Origin of the sequence: Arthrobacter sp. 1088 (genome assembly GCF_031455315.1) — a bacterium.
In the GTDB taxonomy this organism is placed as follows: Bacteria; Actinomycetota; Actinomycetes; order Actinomycetales; family Micrococcaceae; genus Arthrobacter.
In genome coordinates, this window is record NZ_JAVDSM010000001.1 from 496,627 (window position 1) to 509,468 (window position 12,842).

Below are 12,842 nucleotides of genomic sequence, written 5' to 3' on the forward strand. Positions count from 1 at the left end.
ACACTGGCTGGCGCCTATGTGTGGGGGCAGAGATCAAACAACGGAGAACACGAAAGTGCCTACGATTAACCAGCTGGTCCGCAAGGGCCGCACGCCTAAGGTCTCCAAGACCAAGGCTCCCGCGCTGAAGGGCAGCCCGATGCGCCGCGGTGTTTGCACCCGCGTCTACACCACCACCCCCAAGAAGCCGAACTCGGCTCTTCGTAAGGTGGCACGTGTGCGCCTCAACGGTGGCGTTGAAGTTACCGCTTACATCCCCGGCGTTGGCCACAACCTCCAGGAGCACTCCATCGTGCTCGTCCGTGGTGGTCGTGTGAAGGACCTTCCGGGTGTCCGCTACAAGATCGTCCGCGGCGCACTCGACACCCAGGGTGTCAAGAACCGCAAGCAGGCCCGCAGCCGTTACGGCGCAAAGATGGAGAAGAAGTAATATGCCTCGCAAGGGTCCGGCCCCGAAGCGGCCGCTAGTTTCCGATCCCGTTTACGGCTCCCCGTTGGTCACTCAGCTGATCAACAAGGTTCTGGTTGACGGCAAGAAGTCCACCGCAGAGCGCATCGTTTACGGCGCCCTCGAAGGTGCACGTGCCAAGTCCGGCGGCGACCCCGTTGCTGCCCTCAAGAAGGCCATGGACAACGTCAAGCCTTCCCTCGAGGTGCGTTCACGCCGTGTTGGTGGCGCCACCTACCAGGTTCCGGTTGAGGTCAAGCCGGGTCGCTCCACCGCCCTCGCCCTGCGTTGGCTCGTGGGCTACTCCAAAGCCCGCCGCGAGAAGACCATGACCGAGCGTCTCCAGAACGAAATCCTGGATGCCTCGAACGGTCTCGGTGCCGCTGTCAAGCGTCGCGAAGACACCCACAAGATGGCCGAGTCCAACAAGGCCTTCGCACACTACCGCTGGTAAATCCTCCCGGGCGCCGTCGGCTCAACCGAGCCGGCGGCGAACGTGTAGTCCATCCGAAAGGGAGACCCCGTGGCACAGGACGTGCTTACCGACCTTAACAAGGTCCGCAATATCGGCATCATGGCCCACATCGATGCCGGCAAGACCACCACTACCGAGCGCATCCTGTTCTACACGGGTGTGAACCACAAGATCGGCGAGACGCACGACGGCGCCTCGACGACCGACTGGATGGAACAGGAAAAGGAACGCGGCATCACCATCACGTCTGCCGCCGTGACTTGCTTCTGGAACCAGAACCAGATCAACATCATCGACACCCCGGGCCACGTGGACTTCACGGTTGAGGTTGAGCGCTCCCTGCGCGTCCTCGACGGTGCTGTCGCTGTGTTCGACGGCAAGGAAGGCGTGGAGCCGCAGTCCGAGACTGTTTGGCGCCAGGCTGACAAGTACAACGTTCCGCGTATCTGCTTCGTCAACAAGATGGACAAGCTGGGTGCGGACTTCTACTTCACCGTTGACACCATCATTTCCCGCCTTGGTGCCAAGCCGCTGGTCATGCAGCTCCCGATCGGCGCTGAGAACGACTTCATCGGCGTGGTTGACCTCCTCGAAATGCGTGCCCTGGTTTGGCCTGGCGACGCAAAGGGTGACGTCACCATGGGCGCTTCCTACGAAGTGCAGGAAATTCCGGCGGACCTCCAGGCCAAGGCTGAAGAGTACCGTGCACAGCTCGTAGAGACCGTTGCGGAAGCATCCGAAGAGCTCATGGAGAAGTACCTCGAAGGTGAAGAACTCACCCTTGAGGAACTGAAGGCCGGCATCCGCAAGATGACCATCAACTCCGAGCTCTACCCCGTGTTCTGTGGCTCTGCCTTCAAGAACCGCGGCGTACAGCCGATGCTTGACGCTGTTGTCGACTTCCTGCCGAACCCGCTCGACGTCCCCGCGATGATCGGTCACGATCCCCGCGACGAAGAGAAGGAACTCACCCGCAAGCCCTCTGCAGACGAGCCGTTCTCGGCCCTCGCCTTCAAGATTGCGGCGCACCCGTTCTTCGGTCAGCTGACCTTCATCCGCGTGTACTCCGGTCACGTCGAGGCCGGCGCCCAGGTGGTCAACTCCACCAAGGGCAAGAAGGAACGCATCGGCAAGCTGTTCCAGATGCACGCCAACAAGGAAATGCCCGTTGAGGGCGCTACCGCCGGCCACATCTACGCAGCCATCGGTCTGAAGGACACCACAACGGGCGATACCCTGTGTGATGCCAACCAGCAGATCGTCCTCGAGTCCATGAGCTTCCCGGAGCCCGTGATCTCGGTTGCCATCGAGCCCAACACCAAGGGTGACCAGGAGAAGCTCTCCACGGCCATCCAGAAGCTCTCCGCTGAGGACCCGACCTTCCAGGTCTCCCTCAACGAAGACACGGGCCAGACCATCATCGCCGGCATGGGCGAGCTCCACCTGGACATCCTGGTGGACCGCATGCGCCGCGAATTCAAGGTTGAGGCAAACGTTGGCAAGCCGCAGGTTGCTTACCGCGAAACCATCAAGCGCGCTGTAGAGCGTCACGACTACACGCACAAGAAGCAGACCGGTGGTTCGGGTCAGTTCGCAAAGATTCAGATCGCGATCGAGCCCATGGACACCTCTTCCGGCGAGCTGTACGAGTTCGAGAACAAGGTCACCGGTGGCCGCGTTCCGCGCGAATACATCCCGTCCGTTGACGCTGGTATCCAGGATGCACTGAACGACGGCGTCCTGGCCGGCTACCCGGTTGTCGGCATCAAGGCCACGCTGATTGATGGCGCGTCCCACGATGTTGACTCTTCGGAAATGGCGTTCAAGATCGCCGGCCGTATGGCTTTCAAGGAAGCTGCACGCAAGGCGAACCCTGTTCTGCTCGAACCGCTGATGGATGTTGAGGTCCGCACACCTGAGGAATACATGGGTGATGTTATTGGTGACCTGAACGCCCGCCGTGGCCAGATGCAGTCCATGGAGGACGCAGCAGGTGTGAAGGTTATCCGTGCACACGTTCCGCTGTCCGGGATGTTCGGTTACATTGGCGACCTCCGTTCCAAGACGCAGGGCCGTGCCGTGTACTCCATGACGTTCAACAGCTACGCGGAGGTCCCGAAGGCTGTAGCCGACGAGATCATCCAGAAAACCCGCGGAGAGTAATCTCCCGGCAACGGATGCTATTCCGGTTCCGGGAGGGCATCTTAGCGTGTGAGGCGGGGCTGCGGCGAAAGCCGTGGCCCGGCCCCTGCGCGAACAGGCTCTAGGAACTAGTATTGGTTCCTGAATCTGCAATTTCACCAAAACCAAGCCCCCAAGTAGACTTGCTAAAGTTTCTGCCGCGAAAAGCGCGGCCGAGGAGCACTTCACTTGAAATCGTTCTAGGAGGAACCTGTGGCAAAGGCAAAGTTCGAGCGGACTAAGCCGCACGTCAACATCGGCACCATTGGTCACGTTGACCACGGTAAGACGACGCTGACTGCCGCCATTTCCAAGGTGCTGTACGACCAGTACCCGGACATCAACGAGCAGCGCGACTTCGCGTCCATCGACTCTGCTCCGGAAGAGCGCCAGCGCGGTATTACCATCAACATCTCCCACGTGGAGTACCAGACCGAGAAGCGTCACTACGCACACGTTGACGCCCCCGGTCACGCTGACTACATCAAGAACATGATCACCGGTGCTGCCCAGATGGACGGCGCGATCCTCGTGGTTGCCGCAACCGATGGTCCGATGGCCCAGACCCGCGAGCACGTTCTGCTCGCCCGCCAGGTTGGTGTTCCCTACCTGCTGGTCGCACTGAACAAGTCGGACATGGTTGATGACGAAGAACTCCTCGACCTCGTCGAAATGGAAGTTCGTGAGCTCCTGAGCTCGCAGGGCTTCGATGGCGATGAAGCTCCGGTTGTTCGCGTTTCCGGTCTGAAGGCTCTGGAAGGCGACCCGGTTTGGGTCAAGTCCGTCCAGGACCTGATGGCAGCTGTCGACGAGTCCGTTCCGGACCCCGTACGTGACCGCGACAAGCCGTTCCTGATGCCGATCGAAGACGTCTTCACCATCACCGGTCGTGGCACCGTTGTTACGGGCCGCGCCGAGCGTGGAACCCTCGCCATCAACTCCGAGGTCGAGATCGTCGGTATCCGCCCGGTCCAGAAGACCACGGTTACCGGTATCGAGATGTTCCACAAGCAGCTCGACGAAGCATGGGCCGGCGAGAACTGTGGCCTCCTGCTCCGCGGTCTCAAGCGCGACGACGTCGAGCGTGGCCAGGTTGTGGTCAAGCCGGGTTCCATCACCCCGCACACCGACTTCGAGGCCAACGTCTACATCCTTTCCAAGGACGAAGGCGGACGTCACAACCCGTTCTACTCGAACTACCGCCCGCAGTTCTACTTCCGTACCACGGACGTAACCGGCGTTATCACCCTGCCGGAAGGCACGGAAATGGTTATGCCTGGCGACAACACTGAGATGACCGTTGAGCTCATCCAGCCGATCGCTATGGAAGAGGGCCTCGGCTTCGCTATCCGCGAAGGCGGCCGCACCGTTGGTTCGGGACGTGTTACCAAGATCATCAAGTAGTTTCTACTTGTAGATCGGCAATCTTCCGGCCTGGTCGGTAGCAAGCCAAAGAAGAACCCCGCCGCTTATGCGGTGGGGTTCTTCTTTGCTATGATTAATCTATCGATTGGATTAATGCCGTGCAGGCCTTGCGCCCGGCTTCACCGTAGGAGCTTCCATGCTGGGATTCTTGACGACGGGCCTTGTACTGCTGCTTTTGGCCCTTATTGGTGTCATTGGTTATGCGCTGGGTTTGGTGCGGGGCCGACGGGAGGCCGCCCGCTCGACGCCGACTGTCGGAGTCGACGACGCCGCCACTTACCGTGCGGGGTATCTCGCCGGCCATCTGGCAGGTTGGGAGGACGCGCGGGGGCAAAGCCGGCGGCCCGCAGTGCGGCAGCAGCAGGCGGCACGGCAGCAATCGGCGACAGTACAGCAGCCAGGGACAATACAGACACCCGGGAGATTGCAGCAGCCGCCTGCAGTACTGCCGCCGACGCCGTTCCAGCCCGTGATCATGCCTGCTGCCTTTCAGCAGACCGTGGGAAGTACTGCGCCACCCCGGGTTCCGCCGTCGTACAGTCGCGGGCCTGTGCCCGAGCCAAGTTTTGCTCCTACGCCACAACAGCAGCAATTCCAGCCGACGCTCACCCCGCGTGAGAGCCCGGAAACGGTAGCGGCGAGAAAGGAGAAGCGCGACCGCCAAAACATCAACATCACCCTGTACGTCGCGAGTCTGTTGCTTGTTGCCGCCGGCGCTCTTTTTGTTGGAACCAGTCTTCCTGGGGTTTTTCGGCTCGTGGCTATTTGGGCGATCACCATCTTGTTCTATGCTTCAGGACTCATCATCCAGCGAAGGGTGCCGCGGCTTCGCCCGGCAGCCATGGCCTTTACGGGAACAGGTCTGGCCCTGGTCCCGGTTACAGGTTTGGCCATGTACAACTTTGCCCTCCATGACGGCCCCATGGCATGGCTGATCACTTCATTGCTGGGAACTGCTGCCTACGTTTACGCTGCTCTGCGCCTCGATAACAAGGTGCTGGCGTTGCTCTCACTTAGCTTCGTGGTTTCCACGGCGTGGTCCGGAGTATCAGTGCTAGGCGGGGCCCTGGTCTGGTACTTTACGGCGCTCATTGGCGTTGCCATTCTCTTCACACTGGCTGCACTGGTTCACCCCCGTTGGATCCCTCCGCTCTATGTGCGTCCTTTGGTGGTGCTGCATCCCTTTGTAGTGCCGTTCGTGGGGCTCGCGGTAACCATGACGCCCAGCTTCCTGGCCAAGGGGGAGTACCCCATGGTCATGGTGATGTGCGCGCTGTACTTTGCGGTGATGCTGCTTGTGAGGTCAGGCCAGCACCGTTTGCTCAACTTCTATTTCGCCCGCGCCGCCTCCACCTTGGCTGTGTTGGGTTTTGTGTGGGATGTATCTTCGGATTCAAGCCACGTGCTGCTGGCAGGAATCATCTGTCTGGGTCTCCAATCGGTTGGAGTCGCATTCGGCGGAAAACGCCTGGTTCCACGTACGTGGTGGTACGACGCCGTCTGGTCCCTCGGGCTGCAAATTGTTGCCTCGGTTGTGCTCATGGTCATGCTTGGCATGGGAAACTTCCAGCTGCCGGAGTTCCTGCCGCTCTTCATCGCGATATCGACCTCCATGGTGGTGGGGTGGAAGCTGGGCGAGGGGGCAGAGTTCGCACCGGCCGCCGTACTTGTTGTGGCAATACCGTTCGTTGGGTTGCTGGGTGCGTGGCCTGTGACCGTGCTGCTCGCTGTCGCCGGCCTGTACTGGTTCCTTCTGGGAGCCATCAGACCAGGGCCACTTCGACATGTCTACGTCCTGGCTGGGCGGGTCGCCCTGACGCTGGCTGTAACGGTGTCGGCTGCGGGCGTCTTCACCGACCATCCGGACAGGTCTGCCTATACGTTGTTCGTTTTCGTGGCGGCGTGTGCCGTACAGCAGCTGGTGAGTGCCTTGCTTGAGGGCAACGGTGTCCGCACCGTGGGAGGGCAGGCGTCTACGGCGGGGTTCGGCGGTGCGGCGATGGCAGGACTTCTTGCTTTGCCTCTTTTCGATGCCGCACCCGGGCGGCCCACTGTGGCGGTTGCTGTGGGGGTGGTGGTTGCCGCAGGTTTGGTGTCCGGCTGGTTTGCGTTCCCCCAGGGTAGGGGCAGCAGTGGGTCCGGCCCCGCAGGTGGTGGCGTGCTGACCTGGCGTCCGACCATGGGGGAGTTCCTTGCTCCGGCCGCCGCTACGGTGGCAGGCATCGTGGCTGTGGTCGCTGTGTCGCGGACTCTGGGTAACGTTGTTCTCTTGGCGGCTGTCACCTACTTCTGCGCCATAGGCCTCCGGCTGCCCGCTTCCTTGCATAGGCAAAGCTACTGGTGGTTGGCGCGCGCTGCAGGAACCCTGTTGGCTGCCTCGGCCTACTACGACACAACGAAGGATGCCGGATTCCGGATTGCCGGTGAAGCGGTTGGCGTCGGACTGACTGTCACAGTCGTTCTCGCCCTACAGCTGATCCTGCCTCTGCGTGCGGGTTATGTTGCGAAGTTCCCACGCCCGGCCATTATTGATGCTGGAGTGGTGCTTGCCGCCATGGTCCTGTGCAGTATGTTCCTCACCATGGATGGGGTTCCGGGGGGTCGCGAGGGCTGGCAACCAGGTGCCGCTGCCACGCTGGCGGCACTGGCGGCCGTGGCCGTGAGTACCGCGCTTCGAGCGCACAAACCGGGATGGTTGTTCGCTCCTGCGGCAATGGTTCTGCTGCTCGCCCTCCGGCTTGAAAATGTCAGGGATCTGGAACTCCTGCTGGGCATCTTTACGGCATATAGCGGCTTCATGGTTGCTGTCACCGGTCAACGCCTCGCCCGTGGTGGCTACCTGTTGGCTGTGCGCATTCTCTCCGGGGCCTTGGTCACACTGGTGGTGGCCGACTTCACGGAGTCGGCTGCGGCTACATCTGTCACCGTCGCGCTGATCCTTATCCTGCAGTTGCCGGTGCAGTTCCTTCTGCAGTCCTTTCTCCAGGGGCGGCACAGCGATGACCCCTTCCAGAAGGCAATGGTTTGGGCCGTTCCAAGTGCACAGCTACTTCTCCCACTGGTCTACTTCCTCGCAGAAGACTACGACGGCGGTGGCCGTTGGGTGCTCCTCGCGGAGTTGGCATTCGTTCCGGTAACAGCCGCGATCGCGTGGCGCACCTTTGGTGCCCGGGGAGCGCAGTACTTTGGGATCGCTGCAGTCACGGCAGGAGTGATTGCCGCTGGACCCGCCCTGGGCTTCCCATCCGATACGTGGTTGTATCAGCCGTTGCTGGATAAGTATCAAGTGCCCTGGGTACTGCTTGCGCTGGCTGTGGCTGCCGTGGTTGCCAGGGCAGTTTTCCCGCCCGTGAACGCGGGGTCAGTCAGGACCGGCGAGGGTTCACCCGCCGCTGTGGCCGAACGGTTGCTGTCGTTGATTTCGGCACTCACCTTCACCACTGCCGGCGGATTGTTGGCTCTGGCGACGTCCCTGTCGCTGAGCGGTTTTGCCGTCCTGGTTCTGGCGTCGGTGCTGTTCGCTGCGTCGCACTTTGAGGGCATGCCTTCCCTCTATGCCGCGGCCGCGCCCGCCGCGCTGGTTGGTGCCGTGACCGCCGTCGACGGTTTGCTGGATGGCCGCGAACCGACTCCCTGGGACTCCTTCGTTCCATGGCTGATAGGCGCAATGGGAACCGGGGCGGCCATGTATGTGGTCCGACGACTGGGCGGACCTTCCATCACCTCACAACCCTGGCGGCGGAACGCCCTGGTGATAACTTCGATCACGGGGCTTGGCGCAGCTGCGGCCGCCGGCCTGGCACGGGACCAGACCTCGCTGGTGGGTGCGGGCCTGATCCTGGTTGCCGGAGTGTTGGTGGTCATCGAGGTCCCGAACGGCAAGCGCCTGGCCGGAGAAATCACTGCACTGGCAACCCTTGCAGGGTTCCAACGGGCCGTGCTGTTTGTGGATGGCGGCTCACCTGACTGGTTCTGGGCCGCGCAATGGTACGTCGTCGCGGGCGCGGTTATGGCAGGGGTGCGCTACATGGGCTTCCAGCGTCCAGAGGGACAATTGCGGCTTGCCCTCACAGCAGGGCTGCTGTCCTTGACAGCCGTGGGGACAAGTTTCGTGGGAACATCGTCCCAGCAGATATACGTCCTCGTGGCTCATGTGGTGCTCCTGGTGGCCGGACTCCTCCTGGCTGAGCGAATGTTCGTGTGGTGGGGCGCTGCTGGTGTGGCAGCCAGCATCATGTGGGCGCTGCGCAGTTACGCATTCGCCATGCTGGCACTCGTCGCCTTGGCCCTCATCGTCCTGGCGGTATGGAGGCTGAACCGAAAACCGCCTGCAACCGACGGAAACAATCCAACACCGGAACCCTCACCTGCATCCAGCCGGGATGGAATCCGCTAACGTTGAACCCAATGAGAGGAGCACCATGGAATTCCTGATTTTCCTTGCCATCATCGCGGTGATCGGCGGCGGAGTGCTGTGGGGTCGCAAGTACTTCCGCAATGAAATTGAGCGGGCCAAGCGCATCAACCGCGCCAACAAAAACAAGTAGCCCAATCGGGAGTTAACCCACGTGGGCTAGTGTTCCCGATGGCGTGCACGGCCCAGTGCCCGGTACCAGTAAAACGAGTCTTTGGGTGTGCGCTCCAAGGTGTCGAAGTCCACGTGCACCAAGCCAAAGCGTTGCGAGTACCCTGCCGCCCACTCGAAATTGTCCAGTAGCGTCCACACGTAGTAACCGCGGAGTTCGACGTCCTCGGCGATCCCGCCGGGTCCCGTAGCTGTCAGTGCGTGGCCAAGATGCTCCGCCAGGTAACTGATCCGGTTATGGTCCTGTATAGGCCCATCCACGTGCGAAGGCTCGGGGAAACTGGCCCCTCCTTCGGTGATGTAGACCGGTGGAAGGGCGTCGCCGTAGCGGTCCTTCATCTCGCGGAGCAGTACTGCCAAATGCTCCGGCGCCACCGGCCAGCCGAATCCAGTCGTTTCGTACTCCTGGTAGGCGGCCAGGTGAAATGGCACTTTCGTCATTTCGACGGCCGTGCCCGTGGGGATCTCCGCCGGTCCCCGCCCCGCAGCAACCTTGACCGGGTAGTAGTAGTTGAGCCCGTAGAAGTCCAGAGGCTGGCTGATCAGTTCAAGGTCACCATCCCTGATGGTTCCCAAGGACCGGAACCAGGGTTTCATAGGCAAGGGTGGCCTGGGGTACTGCCCCAGCAGGACCGCGTCAGCATAGATGCGGTTGAGGAGCAGATCGAAGGACTGGGCCATCAAACGGTCCGAGAGGCTGTTGCTCGCTGGGCGGACGGGGGAGTGCATGTTGGAGATGCCGATCTGCCCCTTCACCCCGGCGTCACGCAGGGCACGCACTGCCAACCCATGGCCCAGCAGCTGATGGTGGGCGGCCGGCAAGGCATCGAACAACAACTGGCGGCCGGGCGCGTGGACGCCCAAAGCATAGCCCTGGAGGGTGACGGAAACTGGTTCGTTCATGGTGACCCAGTGCTCCACGCGGTCCCCAAAGCGCTCCGCTGCAGCACTGCAATAGACGGCAAAGCGTTCCGCTGTATCCCGATTGATCCAGCCGCCGGAGTGTTCAAGTTCCAGGGGAGTATCCCAGTGGAACAGGGTGACCATGGGGGAGATGCCGGCAGCAAGGAGTTTGTCGATCAGGCGATCGTAGAAGTCCAGCCCACGCTGGTTGATTGTGCCCGTGCCACCGGGCTGGATCCTGGGCCAGGAAAGGGAGAAACGGTACGAATCGATGCCGAGTTCCTGCATCAGGCTGATATCTTCGTCGGCGCGGTTGTAGTGATCGCAGGCTATGGTGGGCGAGTCGGCGTCGACGATTGCTCCCGGCTTCTGCGCGAACGCATCCCAGCCCGAAGGTCCCCGCCCATCAGCCGTTACGGAACCTTCAATCTGGAAGGCGGCGGCCGCGACCCCCAGCGTGAACCCGGGACGTAGGCGCGCGGCCAGATCTTCCACGGAACCCATATCCTGGGCGGTCATTCCACTATCATCCCTATCGGGTGGCGGCTGTGGCAATGCCCGCCCGGGCCCCGATTGGCCTTTGGCCTTTATTTCCGGCATACTGGATGAGTTGTTCAAGCGCTTCTTCGTGTCCCGATCCGGATAATGCCGGGTGTCAGGGTCCAGGCTGAAGCCCAAACATAACCCTGAACCCCATGGAATGCGGTCGAGTTTGCGTGAAAATCGCGACACGCCCGACCGCGGGGGTCGGTGCGCCGGCAGGTTGAGGAACCCGGAATGATCCGGATTCAGCTTGTGCGGCGTGTGGTGGTAAAACCTCAAACGCTTCGGCGGCCACGCCAACAGGTAAGTAAACAGAGCAGCCCTAACTAGAGCAGCACTAGCTGAAAGAGAGTCAGGCGACATGGCGGGACAAAAAATCCGCATCCGGCTGAAGTCATATGACCACGAGGTCATTGATGTTTCAGCGCGGAAGATCGTTGAGACGGTCACGCGCGCAGGCGCAACGGTAGTCGGCCCGGTGCCGCTTCCGACGGAGAAGAACGTGTACTGCGTTATCCGCTCTCCGCACAAGTACAAGGACAGCCGTGAGCACTTCGAAATGCGTACTCACAAGCGTCTGATCGACATCATCGACCCCACGCCGAAGGCTGTTGACTCGCTTATGCGTCTCGACCTGCCGGCAGACGTGAACATCGAAATCAAGCTCTAGGGAGGTGCTGAGAGACTATGACCGCAACCCGTAACGTAAAGGGCCTGCTGGGCACGAAGCTCGGCATGACCCAGGTCTGGGACGAGAACAACAAGCTCATCCCGGTAACTGTCGTCCAGGCTGACTCCAACGTCATCACCCAGCTGCGCAACGCAGAGGTAGATGGCTACGTCGCCGTCCAGATCGGCTACGGCCAGATCGACCCCCGCAAGGTCACCAAGCCGCTGGCTGGTCACTTTGAAAAGGCAGGCGTAACTCCTCGCCGCCACGTTGTCGAACTGCGTACCGCAGACGCCGCATCCTACGAGCTGGGCCAGGAGCTCTCTGTCGAGATCTTCGAAGCCGGCCAGAAGATCGACGTCGTTGGAACCTCCAAGGGTAAGGGCTTTGCCGGTGTTATGAAGCGTCACGGCTTCCACGGCGTTGGCGCTTCCCACGGTGCCCACAAGAACCACCGTAAGCCTGGCTCCATCGGTGGCGCATCCACCCCGAGCCGCGTCTTCAAGGGCCTGAAAATGGCCGGCCGCATGGGCGCCGAGCGTCACACGACGCTGAACCTCACGGTTCACGCTGTTGACGTTGAGAAGTCGCTGCTCCTTATCAAGGGTGCCGTCCCCGGTGCCCGCGGCCAGGTCGTACTCGTACGCACCGCCGTGAAGGGAGCCTAGTTAGATGACTAGCACTGTCAAGGTAGACCTGCCTGCAGAGATCTTCGACGTCCAGACCAACGTGCCGCTGCTGCACCAGGTCGTCGTCGCACAGCTCGCTGCTGCCCGCCAGGGTACCCACAAGACGAAGACCCGCGCCGAGGTTTCCGGTGCAGGTCGCAAGCCGTTCAAGCAGAAGGGCACCGGCCGCGCCCGTCAGGGTTCCATCCGTGCTCCTCACATGACCGGCGGTGGCGTTGTCCACGGTCCGACCCCTCGTGACTACAGCCAGCGCACCCCCAAGAAGATGAAGGCTGCTGCTCTCCGCGGTGCCCTGTCTGACCGCGCCCGCAACGGTCGCATCCACGTCATCGCTGAACTGGTTGCCGGCACCAAGCCGTCCGCCAAGGAAGCACTGGCTTCGCTGCGTGCAGTCTCCGAGCGCAAGAACCTGCTCGTTGTCATCGAGCGCGCCAACGACGTCGCTGCACTCTCCGTGCGCAACCTCGCAGATGTTCACGTTCTGTACGCAGACCAGCTGAACACCTACGACGTTCTCATCTCCGACGACGTGGTCTTCACCAAGGCTGCTTTCGAGGCGTTCGTCGCTGACAAGGCCAAGAACGAGGAGGCCTCCAAGTGAGCGTAACCACCATCAAGGACCCGCGCGACGTCGTGCTTGCACCCGTCGTATCGGAAAAGAGCTACGGTCTGATCGACGAAGGCAAGTACACCTTCCTGGTGGACCCTCGCTCGAACAAGACCGAGATCAAATTGGCCGTAGAGAAGATCTTCTCGGTCAAAGTTGACTCGATCAACACCATCAACCGTGCCGGTAAGCGCAAGCGCACCAAATTCGGCTGGGGACAGCGCAAGAGCACCAAGCGTGCAATTGTCACCCTCAAAGAAGGCACAATCGACATCTTCGGCGGTCCGCTCGCGTAGCGGAGACCACTTTAACGAGG

At 61.3% G+C, this 12,842-nt stretch carries 11 protein-coding genes; 10 read left to right on the top strand and 1 reads right to left on the bottom strand.

The window, feature by feature from the left end:
• The first annotated feature begins 55 nt into the window (after window positions 1–55).
• From rpsL to J2Y41_RS02255, 6 genes are all read left to right on the top strand, one after another.
• Entirely contained in the window at window positions 56–430 is a 375-nt protein-coding gene (gene rpsL, locus J2Y41_RS02230) for a 30S ribosomal protein S12 (protein ID WP_009358312.1), read from the top strand.
• A gap of 1 nt (window position 431) precedes the next feature.
• Window positions 432–902: a 30S ribosomal protein S7 gene (rpsG, locus tag J2Y41_RS02235; RefSeq protein WP_003803829.1), complete on the top strand. Its 471-nt coding sequence runs from the start codon at window positions 432–434 to the stop codon at window positions 900–902.
• Between the two features lie 69 nt (window positions 903–971).
• Complete coding sequence (gene fusA, locus J2Y41_RS02240) at window positions 972–3,086, top strand: elongation factor G (RefSeq protein WP_224088320.1); 2,115 nt, start codon at window positions 972–974, stop codon at window positions 3,084–3,086.
• A 231-nt stretch (window positions 3,087–3,317) separates the two neighbouring features.
• On the top strand, window positions 3,318–4,508 hold the full coding sequence (gene tuf, locus J2Y41_RS02245; protein WP_224088318.1) for an elongation factor Tu: 1,191 nt from the start codon (window positions 3,318–3,320) through the stop codon (window positions 4,506–4,508).
• Window positions 4,509–4,665: 157 nt separating this feature from the next.
• A complete protein-coding gene (locus J2Y41_RS02250; protein WP_309925785.1) occupies window positions 4,666–8,925 on the top strand; it encodes a hypothetical protein in 4,260 nt (1,419 codons plus the stop codon).
• Window positions 8,926–8,950: 25 nt separating this feature from the next.
• Window positions 8,951–9,076: a hypothetical protein gene (locus J2Y41_RS02255; protein ID WP_263422265.1), complete on the top strand. Its 126-nt coding sequence runs from the start codon at window positions 8,951–8,953 to the stop codon at window positions 9,074–9,076.
• A gap of 26 nt (window positions 9,077–9,102) precedes the next feature.
• On the opposite strand, the gene J2Y41_RS02260 is transcribed toward J2Y41_RS02255, so the two are convergent.
• Window positions 9,103–10,536 (bottom strand): GH1 family beta-glucosidase, encoded by a 1,434-nt coding sequence (locus J2Y41_RS02260; protein WP_309925787.1) that lies wholly within the window; start codon window positions 10,534–10,536, stop codon window positions 9,103–9,105.
• 385 nt (window positions 10,537–10,921) lie between these two features.
• Here J2Y41_RS02260 and rpsJ point away from each other — a divergent pair, with 385 nt between their 5' ends.
• The 4 genes from rpsJ to rplW are packed head-to-tail and all read left to right on the top strand — an operon-like array spanning window position 10,922 to window position 12,822.
• Window positions 10,922–11,230 carry a 30S ribosomal protein S10 gene (rpsJ, locus tag J2Y41_RS02265; protein WP_003803825.1) on the top strand — a complete coding sequence of 103 codons (309 nt, stop codon included), beginning with the start codon at window positions 10,922–10,924 and terminating at the stop codon, window positions 11,228–11,230.
• A gap of 17 nt (window positions 11,231–11,247) precedes the next feature.
• Window positions 11,248–11,898, top strand: a complete 651-nt coding sequence (rplC, locus tag J2Y41_RS02270; RefSeq protein WP_026539807.1) for a 50S ribosomal protein L3 — start codon at window positions 11,248–11,250, stop codon at window positions 11,896–11,898.
• Between the two features lie 4 nt (window positions 11,899–11,902).
• Window positions 11,903–12,520, top strand: coding sequence for a 50S ribosomal protein L4 (rplD, locus tag J2Y41_RS02275; RefSeq protein WP_223933977.1), 618 nt, complete (start codon window positions 11,903–11,905; stop codon window positions 12,518–12,520).
• A complete protein-coding gene (gene rplW / locus J2Y41_RS02280; RefSeq protein ID WP_011775593.1) occupies window positions 12,517–12,822 on the top strand; it encodes a 50S ribosomal protein L23 in 306 nt (101 codons plus the stop codon). The genes rplD and rplW overlap by 4 nt, the downstream gene beginning before the upstream one ends.
• The last annotated feature ends 20 nt before the right edge of the window (window positions 12,823–12,842 follow it).

What these genes read in the sequence shown, in the direction of transcription:
- rpsJ (WP_003803825.1), top strand. Translation starts at nt 10,922, where the DNA reads ATGGCGGGACAAAAAATCCGCATCCGGCTGAAGTCATATGACCACGAG.
- J2Y41_RS02260 (WP_309925787.1), bottom strand. Translation starts at nt 10,536, where the DNA reads ATGACCGCCCAGGATATGGGTTCCGTGGAAGATCTGGCCGCGCGCCTA.
- J2Y41_RS02250 (WP_309925785.1), top strand. Translation starts at nt 4,666, where the DNA reads ATGCTGGGATTCTTGACGACGGGCCTTGTACTGCTGCTTTTGGCCCTT.
- rplC (WP_026539807.1), top strand. Translation starts at nt 11,248, where the DNA reads ATGACCGCAACCCGTAACGTAAAGGGCCTGCTGGGCACGAAGCTCGGC.
- rplD (WP_223933977.1), top strand. Translation starts at nt 11,903, where the DNA reads ATGACTAGCACTGTCAAGGTAGACCTGCCTGCAGAGATCTTCGACGTC.
- J2Y41_RS02255 (WP_263422265.1), top strand. Translation starts at nt 8,951, where the DNA reads ATGGAATTCCTGATTTTCCTTGCCATCATCGCGGTGATCGGCGGCGGA.
- rpsG (WP_003803829.1), top strand. Translation starts at nt 432, where the DNA reads ATGCCTCGCAAGGGTCCGGCCCCGAAGCGGCCGCTAGTTTCCGATCCC.